The 15,143-nt window shown below is 72.4% G+C and carries 18 protein-coding genes and 1 pseudogene; 6 read left to right on the forward strand and 13 right to left on the reverse strand.

Going from position 1 to position 15,143, the window contains the following annotated elements; translation table 11 throughout:
• Positions 1-249: 249 nt before the first annotated feature.
• Entirely contained in the window at positions 250-1,506 is a 1,257-nt protein-coding gene (locus tag OG294_RS15685; RefSeq protein ID WP_327067120.1) for a PTS transporter subunit EIIC, read from the forward strand.
• Between the two features lie 74 nt (positions 1,507-1,580).
• Here OG294_RS15685 and OG294_RS15690 read toward each other — a convergent pair whose 3' ends face one another.
• Both OG294_RS15690 and OG294_RS15695 read right to left on the reverse strand, forming a co-directional pair.
• Complete coding sequence (locus OG294_RS15690; RefSeq protein WP_327067121.1) at positions 1,581-2,327, reverse strand: MBL fold metallo-hydrolase; 747 nt, start codon at positions 2,325-2,327, stop codon at positions 1,581-1,583.
• A gap of 212 nt (positions 2,328-2,539) precedes the next feature.
• Positions 2,540-2,740 carry a MerR family transcriptional regulator gene (locus OG294_RS15695; RefSeq protein WP_327067122.1) on the reverse strand — a complete coding sequence of 67 codons (201 nt, stop codon included), beginning with the start codon at positions 2,738-2,740 and terminating at the stop codon, positions 2,540-2,542.
• A gap of 167 nt (positions 2,741-2,907) precedes the next feature.
• On the opposite strand from OG294_RS15695, the gene OG294_RS15700 reads away from it, so the two are divergent.
• On the forward strand, positions 2,908-3,462 hold the full coding sequence (locus tag OG294_RS15700) for a type II toxin-antitoxin system PemK/MazF family toxin (protein ID WP_327067123.1): 555 nt from the start codon (positions 2,908-2,910) through the stop codon (positions 3,460-3,462).
• A gap of 79 nt (positions 3,463-3,541) precedes the next feature.
• Here the strand turns inward: OG294_RS15700 and OG294_RS15705 are convergent, their stop codons facing one another.
• The 6 genes from OG294_RS15705 to clpS all read right to left on the reverse strand — a co-directional run bounded on the left by OG294_RS15705 (position 3,542) and on the right by clpS (position 6,586).
• Positions 3,542-4,510, reverse strand: coding sequence for a PLP-dependent cysteine synthase family protein (locus OG294_RS15705; RefSeq protein WP_327067124.1), 969 nt, complete (start codon positions 4,508-4,510; stop codon positions 3,542-3,544).
• Positions 4,510-4,788 carry a MoaD/ThiS family protein gene (locus OG294_RS15710; protein ID WP_184937747.1) on the reverse strand — a complete coding sequence of 93 codons (279 nt, stop codon included), beginning with the start codon at positions 4,786-4,788 and terminating at the stop codon, positions 4,510-4,512. The genes OG294_RS15705 and OG294_RS15710 overlap by 1 nt, the downstream gene beginning before the upstream one ends.
• Before the next feature lie 118 nt (positions 4,789-4,906).
• Positions 4,907-5,011, reverse strand: a complete 105-nt coding sequence (locus OG294_RS15715) for a putative leader peptide (RefSeq protein ID WP_327067125.1) — start codon at positions 5,009-5,011, stop codon at positions 4,907-4,909.
• A gap of 134 nt (positions 5,012-5,145) precedes the next feature.
• Positions 5,146-5,577, reverse strand: a complete 432-nt coding sequence (locus OG294_RS15720; RefSeq protein WP_327067126.1) for a M67 family metallopeptidase — start codon at positions 5,575-5,577, stop codon at positions 5,146-5,148.
• Between the two features lie 62 nt (positions 5,578-5,639).
• A complete protein-coding gene (locus OG294_RS15725; protein ID WP_327067127.1) occupies positions 5,640-6,224 on the reverse strand; it encodes a DUF2017 domain-containing protein in 585 nt (194 codons plus the stop codon).
• 68 nt (positions 6,225-6,292) lie between these two features.
• The gene (clpS, locus tag OG294_RS15730; RefSeq protein WP_327067128.1) at positions 6,293-6,586 is read right to left on the reverse strand and encodes an ATP-dependent Clp protease adapter ClpS; all 294 of its coding nucleotides are present in this window, start codon (positions 6,584-6,586) and stop codon (positions 6,293-6,295) included.
• Between the two features lie 181 nt (positions 6,587-6,767).
• Here clpS and OG294_RS15735 point away from each other — a divergent pair, with 181 nt between their 5' ends.
• Complete coding sequence (locus OG294_RS15735) at positions 6,768-8,123, forward strand: nicotinate phosphoribosyltransferase (RefSeq protein WP_327067129.1); 1,356 nt, start codon at positions 6,768-6,770, stop codon at positions 8,121-8,123.
• A gap of 119 nt (positions 8,124-8,242) precedes the next feature.
• Positions 8,243-8,830 carry an isochorismatase family protein gene (locus OG294_RS15740; RefSeq protein ID WP_327067130.1) on the forward strand — a complete coding sequence of 196 codons (588 nt, stop codon included), beginning with the start codon at positions 8,243-8,245 and terminating at the stop codon, positions 8,828-8,830.
• 22 nt (positions 8,831-8,852) lie between these two features.
• Here the strand turns inward: OG294_RS15740 and OG294_RS15745 are convergent, their stop codons facing one another.
• Positions 8,853-10,022 (reverse strand): type IV toxin-antitoxin system AbiEi family antitoxin domain-containing protein, encoded by a 1,170-nt coding sequence (locus OG294_RS15745; protein WP_327067131.1) that lies wholly within the window; start codon positions 10,020-10,022, stop codon positions 8,853-8,855.
• A 310-nt stretch (positions 10,023-10,332) separates the two neighbouring features.
• Between OG294_RS15745 and OG294_RS15750 the strand changes: the two genes are divergently transcribed.
• Both OG294_RS15750 and OG294_RS15755 read left to right on the forward strand, forming a co-directional pair.
• A complete protein-coding gene (locus OG294_RS15750) occupies positions 10,333-10,860 on the forward strand; it encodes a hypothetical protein (RefSeq protein WP_327067132.1) in 528 nt (175 codons plus the stop codon).
• Between the two features lie 107 nt (positions 10,861-10,967).
• On the forward strand, positions 10,968-11,270 hold the full coding sequence (locus tag OG294_RS15755; protein ID WP_184937733.1) for a hypothetical protein: 303 nt from the start codon (positions 10,968-10,970) through the stop codon (positions 11,268-11,270).
• Between the two features lie 163 nt (positions 11,271-11,433).
• Here OG294_RS15755 and OG294_RS15760 read toward each other — a convergent pair.
• The 4 genes and pseudogenes from OG294_RS15760 to OG294_RS15775 form a co-directional block, all read right to left on the reverse strand.
• Positions 11,434-11,733 (reverse strand): annotated as a pseudogene (locus OG294_RS15760) (glyoxalase); the annotation flags it as partial.
• Entirely contained in the window at positions 11,709-12,206 is a 498-nt protein-coding gene (locus tag OG294_RS15765; protein WP_327067133.1) for an HIT family protein, read from the reverse strand. The gene OG294_RS15765 and the pseudogene OG294_RS15760, both read right to left, overlap by 25 nt.
• A gap of 5 nt (positions 12,207-12,211) precedes the next feature.
• Complete coding sequence (locus tag OG294_RS15770) at positions 12,212-13,501, reverse strand: S8 family serine peptidase (RefSeq protein WP_327067134.1); 1,290 nt, start codon at positions 13,499-13,501, stop codon at positions 12,212-12,214.
• A gap of 71 nt (positions 13,502-13,572) precedes the next feature.
• Positions 13,573-15,120: a PPE domain-containing protein gene (locus OG294_RS15775; protein ID WP_327067135.1), complete on the reverse strand. Its 1,548-nt coding sequence runs from the start codon at positions 15,118-15,120 to the stop codon at positions 13,573-13,575.
• Between the last annotated feature and the right edge of the window lie 23 nt (positions 15,121-15,143).

Below are 15,143 nucleotides of genomic sequence, written 5' to 3' on the forward strand. Positions count from 1 at the left end.
AGTGGCCCCAAGGGCCGTCATGGCCCAGCGTGAGACAGCTCACGGTTCGATCGCGATCCAGTGGGATGATCGTTAATCCACAACAAGGTTTCGATTTCATAGCGCTTCCCACCTGCGGGCCTTTCTGCCCTTCCAGCCCCTCTCGGCCCGTGCTACAAAACTGGTCTACACCACTAGTGGTGTAGACCAGTTCGCGTACCGGCCCCGGCCGCACCCCACCCGGTACGCCCTGTCGTGAGGAACCACCCCATGAGTACGACTGCGCAGGCACCGGCGCCCGCCGCACCATCGCCCCTCAAGCAGTTCGGGCAGAACTCCCTGCAGAGCCTGCAGAAGATCGGCCGCAGCCTCCAGCTGCCGATCGCCGTCCTGCCGGCCGCCGGAATCCTGCTGCGCCTGGGGCAGACGGACGTACAGGACAAGCTGCACCTGCCGGCCAAGCTGGTCGCCACCTTCGCAGCCGCCGGTCACGCGGTCTTCGACAACATGCCGCTGCTCTTCTGCGTCGGCATCGCCATCGGTCTCGCCAAGAAGGCGGACGGCTCCACCGCACTCGCGGCCCTCGTCGGCTACCTGGTCTTCCACAACGTCCTGACGGTCTTCCCGATGTCCGGCAGCGTCACGGCCGCCAACCCGGCCGGCACCCCGCAGAACCCGGGCGTGCTCGGCGGTGTGGTCATCGGCCTGCTGAGCGCGACGCTGTGGCAGCGCTACCACCGCACCAAGCTGCCCGACTGGCTCGGCTTCTTCAACGGCCGCCGCCTGGTGCCGCTCATCATGGCCTTCGTCGGCACCTTCCTCGGCATCGCCTTCGGCCTGGCCTGGGGCCCGGTCGGCGACGCGCTCAACAGCTTCAGCAACTGGGCGATCGGCCTCGGCGCGGTCGGCTCCGGCATCTTCGGCCTGATCAACCGCGGGCTGCTGCCGGTCGGCATGCACCAGTTCGCGAACACCTTCTTCTGGCAGCAGGCGGGCACCTTCCACGACGCCTCGGGCAAGCTGGTCCAGGGTGACCTGAACCGCTTCTTCGCCGGCGACCACAGCGCCGGACAGTTCATGTCCGGCTTCTTCCCGGTCATGATGTTCGGCCTGCCCGCCGCCGCGCTCGCCATCGCGCACTGCGCCCGCCCCGAGCGCCGCAAGGCCGTCATGGGCATGATGATGTCGCTGGCGCTGACCTCGTTCATGACCGGCATCACCGAGCCGATCGAGTTCGCCTTCCTCTTCATCGCCCCCGCGCTCTACGCCGTCCACGCGGTGCTGACCGCGCTGTCGATGATGATCACCTGGGCGCTCGGCGTGCACGACGGCTTCACCTTCTCGGCCGGCGCGATCGACTACGTCTTCAACTGGCACTTCGCCACCAAGCCCTGGCTGATCATCCCGATCGGCCTGGTCTTCGCGGTGGTCTACTACGTGGTCTTCCGCTTCGCGATCACCAAGTTCAACCTCCCGACCCCGGGCCGCGAGCCCGAGGACGAGGTCGAGGACGTCACCAAGGCGTGACGCCCGCGCACTGACCGCATGCGAGAGGGGCACCGGCCGCGGCCGGTGCCCCTCTCGCATGTCCGTCTCCCCGCTCAGATCTCGTACGTCGCGCCGGCCTTGGCCAGCTCCACCGGGCCCCGGAACGCGGCCTCGGCATCGCGCAGGTTGCGCTGCGGATCGGTCCACGGCGGGATGTGGGTGAGCACCAGGCGGCGCGCACCGGCGGCGGCCGCGTGCTCGCCGGCCTCGCGGCCGTTGAGGTGGATCGACCGCACGGTCTCCTTGCCGTCCGTGAAGGCGGCCTCGCACAGGAAGAAGTCGCAGTCCCGGGCCAGCTCGACCAGCTCCGGACACTCCCCGGTGTCGCCGGAGTAGACCAGCGACCGGCCACCGTGCTCGATCCGGAAGGCGTAGGCCTCCACCGGGTGGTTGACCCGGATCGCGGTGACCGTCAGCGGGCCGAGCGCGAAGGTGCCGGGGGTCAGCGTGTGGAACTCGAAGACCCCGCTCATCCCGGGCTGCTCGGGCATGTCGTAGGCGCGGGCCAGCCGGCCCGGCGTGCCCTCGGGACCGTAGACCGGCAGCGGCTCCGGGCAGCCCTCCTGGCGGTAGTTGCGGGCCACGAAGTAGACGCACAGGTCGACGCAGTGGTCGGCGTGCAGGTGGCTCAGCGCGACGGCGTCCACGTCGTACAGGCCGATGTGGTTCTGCAGGGCGCCGAGCGCGCCGTTGCCGAGGTCGAGCACCAGGCGGTAGCCGTCGGCCTCGACCAGGTAGCTGGAGCAGGGCGAGTCGGGCGAGGGGAAGCTCCCGGAGCACCCCACCACAGTCAGTTTCATCCTGAGCCCCTCCGCCCGATCCAGGTCCCGAGCACGCCAGTTACCGCCGGGTCACACCGGCGGGTAGCTGCAGCGGTCGCGTGTCGAGAGTAAGGGCGGAGCGGCACTTTGCCCCCGCCCCCGTGCCGCGCTGTGGCTGGAATCACCAGAACGGGGCGGCGCGGGGGCGGGTCGCGCGCTCGGGCCGCGCGCGGGGGCGGACGCACCCCTTCTCAGCGGTGGCCCGGGCGGCGCACGGCCCAGGCCCGGATGGTGTCGGCGTACCAGCGCGGGTGGCCGGCCTGGTCGACGAAGTCGGGGTCGGGGAGCAGGCCGTGCCGGCGGTAGCTGCGCACGGTGTCGGGCTGGACTCCGATGTGGCGGGCGATCTCGGCGTAGGACCACGCGTCGCCGTTGCTGCGCTGACTGCTCATCTGGCGCCACCTCCGGGTGTTCCGAGAGCTGAGCTAGGGGCTTGCCTGAACGATTTCCGGTGACGTGAGGGGCGCGGGTGTCGGCCGGGCCCGGTGATGGATCCGTGACAGAGCGGAAACGGGAAGCGGATAAATTCTCAACTGTCACAGCCCGGTACGGTCAGCACATGAATCACTCGCATGGCGTCCCGCCCACGCTGATCGGGCTGATCGTGCTGGCCGCCCTGGCCCTGTTGATCGGCCTCGCGGTGCTCGCGGGCCGGCGCCGGGGCAGCGGATCGGGCGGCGGAACGGACCGCGGTCGCGGCCCCCGCCCGCCCCGGCCGCGCAGCGCACCGCCCGCGGGCCGCCCCGGGCCCGCCGGCCGGGACGAACGGCCCGGCGCGCGCCCCGGCGGGGCCGGGCGGACGCCCGCGCCGCGCGAGATCTGGTGGGCCGAAGTCCCCTTCGAGGACGGCCACGGCAGCAAGGACCGCCCGTGCCTGGTCCTGCGGGTGGACGGGCGCACCGCCACCGTCGCGAAGATCACCAGCAAGCACCACGCCGAGCTGCCCGGCGTCCTCGCCCTCCCCCCGGGCACCGTCGCCGACCGCCAGGGCCGGGCCAGCTGGCTGGAGTTGGACGAACTCCGGCAGGTCCCGCTCACCCACTTCCGCCGCCGCGTCGGCCCGGTCGACAGCCACCTCTGGGCCCGCGTCCAGAGCGCTCACCCGTCCAGGTGAACCCCACCCGCATGCCCCCTGACACCGCCGTGGCCGGCTCCCCTGCTCGGGGGCCGGCCACGCCTGTGGTGCGGTGGCGTCACGCCCAGAGCTGGCCCTGGAGCAGTTCGACGGCCGCCTCGGTGCTCTCGGCGGTGTAGATGCCGGTGGACAGGTACTTCCAGCCGCCGTCGGGGACCACGAAGACGATGTCCGCCTGCTCGCCCGCCTCGGCCGCGCGCCGGCCGACGCCGAGCGCGGCGTGCAGGATCGCGCCGGTCGAGACGCCCGCGAAGATGCCCTCCTCGGCGAGGAGTTCACGGGTGCGGCGGACCGAGTCGGCCGAGCCGACGCTGAACCGGGTGGTGAGCACCTCGGCGTCGTAGAGCTCGGGGACGAAGCCCTCGTCCAGGTTGCGCAGCCCGTAGACCACGTCGTCGTAGCGCGGCTCGGCGGCCACGATCCGCACGCCCGGCACCTTCTCGCGCAGGAAGCGGCCGACGCCCATCAGGGTGCCGGTGGTGCCGAGTCCGGCCACGAAGTGCGTGACCGTGGGCAGGTCGGCCAGGATCTCCGGACCGGTGGTGGCGTAGTGCGCCCCGGCGTTGTCGGGGTTGCCGTACTGATAGAGCATCACCCAGTCGGGGTGCTCGGCGGCCAGCTCCTTGGCCACCCGCACCGCCGTGTTCGAACCGCCGGCGGCGGGCGAGGAGATGATCTCCGCGCCCCACATCCGCAGCAGTTCGCGCCGCTCCTCGCTGGTGTTCTCCGGCATCACGCAGACCATCCGGTAGCCCTTGAGCTTGGCCGCCATGGCCAGCGAGATACCGGTGTTGCCGCTGGTGGGCTCCAGCACGGTGCAGCCGGGGGTGAGCCGGCCGGCGGCCTCGGCCCGCTCGATCATGTAGAGCGCCGGGCGGTCCTTGATCGAGCCGGTCGGGTTGCGGTCCTCCAGCTTCGCCCACAGGCTGACCCGCCCGTCCGCGTTGCCGGGAATGGCGGCGGACAGGCGGGGCAGCCGGACCAGCGGGGTGTTGCCGACGGCCGCGAGCGGGCTGTCGTAGCGCATCAGCGGGAGCCGCCGGCGACGGCGGGCAGGATGGTGATGCTGTCACCGTCCTTGACGCCGGTGGCGATGCCCTCCAGGAAGCGGACGTCCTCGTCGTTCAGGTAGACGTTCACGAACCGGCGCAGGTCGCCGTTGTCCAGCAGGCGGGCGGCGATGCCCGGGTGGCGGACATCGAGGTCGGCGATGAGCTCCCCGAGGTTGGTGCCGGCGCCTTCGACGGCCTTGGCACCGTCGGTGTAGGTACGGAGGATGGTCGGGATGCGGACCTCGATGGCCATGGCTGCGCTCCTGGGCGGGTGAGAGGGTGCCGCGGGCGCGCGGCGGGGGTGAACTGGCTTCGTGACGTGCGACGGGACGTGCTGCGCGGCCTCCCCGTACGGGCGGGGCGATCGCGGTTCAGGTGCCGGGACAGATGGCCGCGGCGTGCCGGCACAGGTCGATGTGCAGGCGCGCCACGAGGCGGGTGCCCGGGGCCTGAGTGCTCACATCGACGGAACGCATGGGCTCATCGTATAGATTCCCGCCCCGGTTCCGACATGCGCGTCTCGCAGACTGGATGCTTTTCGACCACGCTGTGAGATTCCCCCGCGGCCCGCCCCGTCGCTCCTGCACCGGGGGCGATGCCGGCGCCCCGGTCAGGCGGCGGCGCCGTCGACGACCGTGACCTCCTCCTCGGTGATCACGCCCTCGACGATCCGGAACGAGCGGAACTGGAACGGGTCGTCCACGCCGGTGCCCTCGGCCGTGGAGACCAGCACGTAGTGCGCGTTCGGCTCGGAGGCGTAGCTGACGTCGGTGCGCGAGGGGTAGGCCTCGGTGGCCGTGTGCGAGTGGTAGACCACGACCGGCTCCTCGTCCCGGTCGTCCATCTCGCGGTACAGCTTGAACAGGTCGGCCGAGTCGAACTCGTAGAACGTGGGCGAGCGGGCCGCGTTCAGCATCGGGATGAAGCGCTCGGGGCGGTCACTGCCGGCCGGGCCCGCGACGACCCCGCAGGCCTCGTCCGGGTGGTCGGCGCGGGCGTGGGCGACGATCGCGTCGTGCAGCTCTCGGGTGATGGTCAGCATGCGGCCAGGATAGGGCCCGGCCGTCCGGGGCCCCGGGCTCACCCGGGACCCGCCGGACGGGCTCAGCCCGTCATCGCCTCCAGCAGCGACTCCTGCATCGCGCCGAGCCAGAGGTAGGCCATCACCAGCGGCTTGCGCTCGTCGCTGTCGGGCAGGCTGTACAGCCCCTGCTCGTCCTCCTCGGTGACCTCCAGGCGCACCCCGAGGGTCAGCCGCAGGTCGTTGAGCGCGCTCAGCCAGCGCGGGCAGTCCTCGGTGCTGGGCTGCAGCACCCCGCCCCCCTGGCCGACGGTGTCCAGCGAGCGGATCACCAGCAGCGCGTCCTCGCGCTTGCGGGCGCGCAGGTCCAGCTCGGTGTACCGGCGGAACTCCCCGGCGGCCGCCTTGGTCCCGGCGTCCACCGGCTTGCCGGGCTCGCCGTACGCGTCGGGGAAGAGCCGGGCCAGCGCGGGATCGCCCGGCGCCTCGGTGGGCCCGTCGGCGAAGAGCGCGGCGAACGGGTCGGCCTCGGCACCGGGCGCCTCGCCGGGGCCTGGACCGATCAGCTCCAGCATCTGCACCTCGAGCGAGCGGAGGATGGCGACCTCCACCTCTTCAAGGGCGATCGCGGCGCCGCCGTCTCGGGTCCGCTCGAACAACCCAGCCATCGTCAGGTAACCGTCCGGTTCTCGTAGGTGTCGTTGGATCAGCCGGCGCCCCGCCGGCCGACGGCGGGTCAGTCGTGCTGCAGCGTGGCCCACAGGCCGTAGCCGTGCATGGCCTGCACGTCGCGCTCCATCTCCTCGCGGGTACCGCTGGAGACCACCGCGCGGCCCCGGGTGTGGACCTCCATCATGAGCTTGCGCGCCTTCTCCTTCGGGTAGCCGAAGTAGGCCTGGAAGACGTAGAGGACGTAGCTCATCAGGTTGACCGGGTCGTTGTGGACGATGGTCACCCACGGAGTGTCCGGCTCCGCCACCGGGAGACTCTCGGCCTCGGGGCGTTCGATCTCGGCCGGCGCGACACTCACGACTGGCTCTCCTCATCGGTGGCTCGCGGGGCCCGGAGCGGGTCCAGCCGGATCCGGGCATGCTTCGGTACAGCTCGTCTGACCTCCCATGCTGCCATCCGGGGGACCTCGGAGCGATTCCGACCCGGCCCTCGGGCAGGAAATCGTCAATCTGACGCTAAGTGGTAGTAGCATCATCCTCATGGACGCCCAGGCATTCGCGGCGACGCAGTCCGCCGCGCCCACCTCGCCGACAGCCGGCTCGACCGCGCTGCTCACCGACCGCTACGAGCTGACCATGCTGCAGGCCGCACTGCGCAGCGGCACCGCGCACCGCCGCTCGGTCTTCGAGGTCTTCACCCGCCGGCTGCCCGACGGCCGCCGCTACGGGGTGTTCGCCGGCACCGGCCGGGTGCTGGACGCGGTGGAGAACTTCCGCTTCACCACCCCCCAGCTGGACTGGCTGGCCGACCAGCGCGTGGTGGACGAGGCCACGCTGAGCTGGCTGGCCGACTACCGCTTCAGCGGCGACATCCACGGCTACCCGGAGGGCGAGGCCTACTTCCCCGGCTCGCCGCTGCTCACCGTGGAGGGCAGCTTCGCCGAGGCGGTGATCCTGGAGACGGTGATCCTCTCCATCCTCAACTTCGACTCGGCGGTCGCGGCGGCGGCCTCCCGGATGACGGCCGCCGCAGGGGAGCGGCCGTGCATCGAGATGGGGGCCCGCCGGGCCCACGAGGCCGCCGCCGTGGCCGCCGCCCGCGCGGCCTACATCGCCGGTTTCGCCGCCACCTCCGACCTGGCGGCCGGCTTCGCCCACGGCATCCCGACCACCGGCACCGCCGCGCACGCCTTCACCCTGCTGCACGACAGCGAGCGGGACGCGTTCACCGCGCAGCTCGACTCGATGGGCACCGGGACCACGCTGCTGGTGGACACCTACGACCTGGCCGAGGCGGTGCGCACCGCCGTCGAGGTGGCCGGGCCCGAGCTGGGCGCGGTACGGATCGACTCCGGCGACCTGACCCTGCTCGCCCACCGGGTCCGCCGCCAGCTGGACGAGCTGGGCGCGCGCAGGACCAGGATCATCGTCACCTCCGACCTGGACGAGTACGCCATCGCCGCCCTGGCCGCCGCCCCGGTGGACGGCTACGGGGTCGGCACCAGCCTGGTGACCGGCAGCGGGCACCCGACCTGCGCCATGGTCTACAAGCTGGTGGCCCGCGCCGCCTCGGCCGGTCCCGAGGCACCGCTGGTGCCGGTGGCCAAGCGCTCGGCGGGCGCCAAGTCCAGTGTGGGCGGGCGCAAGTGGGCCGCCCGGCGCCCGGACGCGGACGGCGTGGCCGAGGCCGAGGTGGTGGGCACCGGAGCGCTGCCGGAGCAGCTCGCACCGTACGCGCTGCAGGTCCCGCTGGTGCGCGGCGGCGAGATGGTGGGACGCGAGCCGCTGACCGCCGCACGCGAGCGGCACCTGCGCTCCCGGGCCGCGCTGCCGCTGTCGGCCACCCAGCTCTCCAAGGGCGAGCCGGTGCTGACCACCGAGCTGCTGCTGGGCTGACGGGCGGACGCCAGGGGCGGTATCCCGCCGGTGCCGCCCCTTCCGCCCCCCACCCCCACTCCCTAGAGTGGCCACACTCCACTCCCCTACCCCGACCGACCGCCTGCGAGGAACCAGCCATGCAACGGGCCCTGATCGTCATCGATGTGCAGAACGACTTCTGCGAGGGCGGCAGTCTTCCCGTCGCCGGCGGCGCCGAGGTCGCGGCTGCGATCACCGAGCTGATCGCCACCGCCCGCAGCGAGTACAGCCACATCCTGGCCACCCGCGACCACCACCACGACCCCGGGGCGCACTTCTCCGCCGACCCCGACTTCGTCGACAGCTGGCCGCCGCACTGCGTGGCCGGGACGGAGGGGGTGGGCTTCCACCCCAACTTCGCGCCCTCGGTGACCTCCGGGGCGATCGAGGCGGTCTTCGACAAGGGCGCGTACGCGGCCGCGTACAGCGGGTTCGAGGGCGTCGACGAGAACGGCGGCTCGCTCGCGGACTGGCTGCGCGAGCGTTCCGTGACGGCGGTGGACCTGGTCGGCCTCGCCACCGACCACTGCGTGCGGGCCACGGCGCTGGACGCCGTGCGCGAGGGGTTCGCCACCCGGGTGCTGCTCGACCTGACCGCGGGCGTCGCGCCCGCGACCACGGCCGCCGCGCTCGACCAGCTGCGCGAGGCCGGAGTGGAGCTGACCGGAGCCCCGGCCCTGGGGTGAGGCGCTGGGCGGCGGGTGCCGCTCAGCCCTCCGACAGCAGCAGTTCGACGAGGTCGGCCCCGCCCACCAGGAAGGTCTGCCGCAGCTGCTCCGCCACCGCCGCCGGCTCGCCGGCCAGCCGCTCGGCGTCGAGGTAGACCACCCGGACCCCCAGGTACTCCATCCGGTGCTGACCGGCCCGCACCCAGGCCTGCTCGCCCTCGCTGACGCAGCGCAGCTCGGAGTCGACCTCCACCGCCACCCCCGCCTGCGGCCAGTACAGGTCCGGCACCGCGACGAAGGTGCCGCCGCGCATCCGCAGCTCGGGGCCGACCAGCGGAGCGGGCAGCAACTCGGCGGCGGCCAGCTCGATCACCGACAGCAGCGCCGACTCGCGCTCGGCGGCGAGCAGTTCGTCCACCGCCGCCCGGACCCGCGGGACCTCGATCAGGTGCGCCTCGCGCAGTTCGGCGATCAGCTCGGCGAGGGTGCAGCCCGGCTGCGCGTCGGCGGCCGTCCCGGCCACCGCCTCGCGCAGCACCGAGCGCAGCGCCCGCGGCTCCAGCCGCACCGCCGGCCCGGCGGACGGCCCGGTCGCCGGGCTCACGGACTGGCTCACGGACTGGCCCGCGGGCTGGCTCGCGGGCTGGCCGGCACCCGTCCCTGAGGCCTCCGCGGCGCACTGCTCGGCACGCTCCGCCTCGGCCGCCGCCTCGCCGTCGATCCACTCGCGCAGCGCGTCCGCCACCGCCCTGGCCACCGGCGCGCAGGCCAGCCCGTGCACCTCATGAGCCTCCAACTCCCGTGCGGTGCGCTGGATCCGCACATCACCGGCGTCCCGCAGCCGGCGCTGCCTGGGCACCAGCACCTGCACGCCGGTGACCGCCGGGAGCCGGGGCACCGCGGTGAACCCGTAGAGCGCGAGGGCCGCGGCGCCGGTGATCACCGCGCCCTCCCGGCTGCCCGTCTCGCGGCCGTTCTGCGCCGCGTAGAGCAGCGCGGCCCACATCCGCTGCTCGGGGGTCGGCGCACCGGTCTGCAGCAGGTAGACCCGGGGCAGCAGGCGCTGCCAGGGACCGCCGCGCCGGCAGTGCTCACTGACCACCCGGGACGGCACGCCGCGGGCGCGCAGCTGACTCGCCGTGATCACGTTCTGCTGGCGGCGGGCCAGCTCTTCGAGCGAGGGGACCGAGGAAGGGATCTGGTAGCTCATGCGACAACCCTCCCCTGTCACCCGGTCGCCGCATTCATGACCTGACGCACCGTTACTGAACCGTCGTCAAATCGGGACAGCCCAGCACTAAAGTCGCCATACCCTCACTCAAACGGAGTAACTAGGAGCAAAGTACTTGCAGATTGCGTCACGACCTGAACCACACCCCGATTTCGGGCCCGGACCGTGACATCCGTCATGACGGACGAGTGACCCTTTCGCACTGGCCCCGATGGGCCGCCGCCCGGCAGAATCATGATCACCGGCGGGGCGGAGAGCGCGAGGCCGGACGGAAAACGGGGAGTCCGCCATGTTCACGAAGACCGCCAAGCCGGCCGGGACCGACGCCGCACCCAAGGGGCTCGCCGCCATCACCGAGCCGATCGAGGAGCTCAAGCTCCCGGTCTGGTTCTTCGGCTTCGAGGCCGTCTTCGCCTGCGCCTACGACCTGATCAAGGCCTACCCGGTCCTGCTCCCGGTGCTCGGCGCGCTGGTCGTCGCCAACATCGCCGTCTCGCTGACCATGATGCGCAAGCGCCTGCGGCTGGCCAAGGCGCTCTGGCGCGGCAAGGAGACCCGCAAGGTCGCCATCGGGCTGCTCGCGCTGCGGCTCGGCAGCCACTTCGTCCTCAACGCCGTCGGCGTCACGGTCACCAGCACCGCCGCCCACCTGGTCTTCGGCGTGGTGATGGCCGCCATCACGGTCGGCCTGCTCGCCTTCACCCAGCAGACCGCGCTGCGCGCGCTGGAGAACGCCCGGGCCAAGGCCGCCCAGGACGCCCTGCACCTCGTCCCGGCCGCGCCGCTCGCCGCCCAGGACGGCCCGGCGACGGCCTGAACCGGCCGGGGCCGGCGCGCGGCACCGCGCGCCGGTGTGACCCGGGCCACGCCCCGGGAACACTCCCTCGGAACAAGTGCCGCAGAGGCATTGCCTACCATCAGGGCATGCCATATGACGAGACATCAGGTCTGAGCGCGGCGCAGCTGCGCCTGGGCCGGCTGCCCGGATACGTCCGGCAGCCCGACCCCGCCCGCCGGGCCGGCGAGCGGGGCTCGACGTACAAGAAGGGCTGGGAGGTCCGCTTCACGGCCCGCAGCGAGGCGGAGATAGCAGAGATCCGCGAGTTGCTCGTCGCGGCCGGGTTCGCACCCGCCCGGCCCTTCTTCAAAGGCCAGCAACTGATCCAGCCGGTGTACGGCATGGCGGTGGTGCGGACCTACCTGGAGGCCCGCGAACTCGTCGCCTGAACACCGTGGCACGCGCACGACCCGCACCAACCGCACGACCAGCACCACCCGTGCAGCCAGCACGGACCATGGCACCGAGACTGCGCGAGCCCGCGAGGGGCGACCGGCAGCCACGGTGACGGGGGACCCCAGCTCTGCCGGCCCGATGAGTGGCCCAACGCCGTCAGCCCTGCTTCGGCTCCAGGAACTCCAGCCGGTTGCCCACCTTGTCGAAGGCGTAGAACCGGTCGTACCCGGGGAACTCGCCGTCCCACTGCACCGGGTGCCCGTGTGCCTCCAGCCGCTCGCCCAGCGCCCGCAGCCCGTGCACCAGGATGCCCGGGTGCGCCTTGCGGGCGGGCACGAAGTCCTGCTCGACGCCGAGGTGCACCTCCGGCCCGCCGCCCCGGAACCAGCAGCCGCCCCGGGCCGCCAGCACCGGCGGCTTGACCAGCTCGGTCATCCCCAGGGCCTCGCCCCAGAATTCTGATTGCGGTCGAGACAGGCACGCAGCCGCCGGGCGAACGCATCCATCGCCGCCGGCTCGGGCGCGGGGTGCGCCGGGTTGTCGATCAGCGTGAAGACGCCGGGCCCGAGCAGCTGCGGATCCAACTCGGCCGGCCGCGGCACCAGGTGGAAGTGCAGGTGGCTGAAGCCCGGTGCCTCGGAGAACTGCGCGAGGTACGTCTTCACGCACCCCGTCACCTCCGACAGCGCCCGCGACAGCCGCACCTGCCACCCCCCGAGCGCCGCCGCCTCCTCGTCCGTGAGCTCGGCGATGGTGGTCACATGCCGCCGCGGGACCAGCACCAGCCACCCGAGCAGCCCCACCCCGACCGCGTGCGCCACCCGCCAGTGCTCGTCCAGCGCCACCGACTCGCGCGGCGGCAGGTCGGGCAGGAGCGCGGTGTTGGCGCAGGAGAAGCAGGTGGCTGTGGCGGCGGCTTCGGCAGGCACGCGGGTCAGCTCCTGGGGTCGTGGTGCTGGGGCGGGTAGGGCGCCTGATGGGGCTGCTGAGGCGGGTAGGGCTGCTGAGGTGGATACGGGGGCGGGTAGGCGCCCGGCGCCGGCACGCCGTTGGGGGCGGCCGGGGCGGCGGCGGCCGGGCGCCGGTTGGCCCGGCGGATCAGGAACGTCACGCCGAGCACGATCAGCACCAGCACCCCGCCACCGGCCCCGTAGAGCCAGAGCGTCGATCCGCCGTGGCTGCCGCCGGTTGCTTGCGGCACCGGCGCCGGCGAGGACGAGTCCGGCGCCCCCTGCGACTCGACGCGGGTCAGCAGCGGGTTGTCCTTCGGCCCGTTGTCCACCGCCGGATTGGGGGCGAGCGCCTTGGAGGGCGAGGCGATCCCGTAGCCGTAGCGGTCGTTGGGCACCTGGCTGTGGTCGGGGGGCGCGGCGGCACTGGTGATCATGCGCCGGATGACCTGACCGGCCGAGAGCGCGGGGTACTTCGACCGCACCAGGGCGGCGATGGCGGAGACGTAGGCGGTGGCGTCGGAGGTGCCGTTCGCGTAGCGGTAGTCGGTCGCGCTCTTGTTGCCCGCGCTGGTGATGCCCACCCCGGGTGCGACCAGCGTGGTTTCGGGGCCGCGGTTCGAGTGGTCCCAGACGTTCCCCTGCCGGTCGATCGCCCCGACCGCGACAACACCGGGGAAGGCGGCGGGATAGGAGACCACCGAACCGAGGTTGCCGGTAGCCGCTACGAGGACGACGTCGTGTGCCATCGCGTAGGAGACGGCCGCGCGATCGTCGGGGCTGGTTCGCATCGGGCCACCGAACGACATGTTGACGACCTTTGCCCCATGATCAACCGCGTAGCGCAGAGCATCTGGAAATTTGCTGTCCGGGCCTGCCTGGACGTCGCCCGCACTCGCGAGGGCAATCCGCACCGGCAGGATCTTGGCCTTCGGCGCGAGCCCCATCACGCCGTCCTGGGCCTGGTCCCCGTGCCCGTGCCCGGCGATGAGGCTCGCCATGCCGGTGCCGTGACCGTCCTTGTCCACCCGGCCGTCGGTCTGATCGCCCGAGAAGTCGGCTCCGGGGAGGACCTGCCCGGTCAGATCCTGATGATCCGCCTGCGTTCCGGTGTCGATCACCGCGACGGTCACACCGTCCCCCTGGCTGATCGGCCACACCTTGGTATCGGCCTGGTAGGCCTGCAACGGCCACTGCTGATCCCTGGTGCTGTCCGCGAGGGCAGGCGCAGCCGCCAGCCCCCACACCAACGCCCCCGCGGCGAGGACGGCCATCCCCCGCACCGGCCGACGACTCGCCACTGTCGATCACCCCATTCCTCGAAGCTGTCACCTCAGTCGGTGACTCATTCCACCACGCCCGGGTTGACGCCCTCGTCCGACATCCAGGTCTCCTCGTCCTCGACCAGGTAGTCGGCCCGCTTGCCTTCCTTCCGCTTCTTCCGGCGGGCCGCCTGCGTCCCGCCCGGCAGCAGGCCCGGTTGGGGCCGCTCCGCGGCGGCGGCCTCGGACTCGCTCGCCGCCCGGCCGCGCAGGCCGAGGCCGCTGCCGCCCTCGGTGAAGCCCTTGCGCTGCGCGCTCTCGGCCCGGCCGACCATCGCCTCCTCGCCCTCGCCGACCACGGACCCGCCGCCGCCACTCCTCCGGGCAGCGCCGCCGCGCCCGAAGCCGCTGCTGCGACCAATTGCTGACGCTTCCTCGGCCGGGCCGAGACCCTGCCGCGTCGCACCGGGACGTCCGGAGCCGCCGGCCGACTCCTCTGCGCCCTCCTCGCCGGGCGTCGACCCGCCCACACCTGGACGCCGGTTCGACTCCGCCTCACCGTTGAAGGCCCCGGCGGAGAGCCGGGGATCCACCGTCGGAATCCGTCCGGCGCCGGTACCGAAGCCCATCGGCGGCATGCTGCCCGAGCCGCCCCCACCTCCGACCAGACCGGTCGGACCGCCCGAGGGCGCGGCCGAGGGCGGCCTTGGCGCAGCGACAGCAGTGGCGTCGAGACCGGTCCCGTTGCCCGTGACGCTCGACTGCGCCACGGGAGCTGACGGCCCGGAGGCCGGGCGGGCAGCGTGCGAGTCGGCCTTGTGGTCGGCGACGGGCGCATCCGCGCCGACCGCCACCGACTTCAACGGCTTCGGTGCCGGATTGGCGACGCCACCCTTGATCCCGGCATCCGTCGGCGCCACGGGCGCGCAGGCCGACGGACGCGGCGGGGCGACTGCCGGAGCAGCCGGTACCTCGGAAACACGGCCCACCACCTGGGTGTTCACAGGGGCCGAGGTGTAACCACCGATGGCGCCGAGGCCAGCGCCCATCACGAAGGCGCTCAGGGCAGCCGAAGCTGTCGGGTCCGGGGGTGGTACCTGTGTCTCGTCATAATCTTGGATTGGCGGCGGCTTCAGCACCGGCGTCGCCGTCCGGTACTTGTTGGCCAGGGTCTGCATGACCGCGACCGCTTCCGACTTCTTCTGATCCTTGATCGGGATCTGCGTACTGTCGTCCTGGATCCCGACCGCGTTCTGCGCGGTGTCGGAGATCGCGTTGCCGACCTGGGACCAGAAGCCGGGCTCCTCGGGCATGTCGTGCTTGGCCTGGTCGATCGCCTCGGACATCATCTGCAACGTGTTGGCCGCGTCGTTCGCGTACGCCGCCGCGTTGTTGACGCTCGTCGCCAGCTTGGTCATCTTCGAGTAGAAGGCGTCGCTGGTGTTGCCCTGCCAGCTGTAGGTGGCGTCGCCGGAGGCCGTGTCCAGGGCGGTGCGGATCTTCTTGAGGGTGTCCGACGCCCGCCGCCAGGGGTCGCTGGCGGCCATCACATCGCCCGAGTTCAGGGCCTCGACCATCTTCCGCAGCGCGCTGTGGCTGTAGCCGTTGAAGTCGGTGACATCGGCACTCACGATCGCACGCCTCCGGTCCCACG

Origin of the sequence: Kitasatospora sp. NBC_01302, from assembly GCF_035976515.1 — a bacterium.
In the GTDB taxonomy this organism is placed as follows: Bacteria; Actinomycetota; Actinomycetes; order Streptomycetales; family Streptomycetaceae; genus Kitasatospora.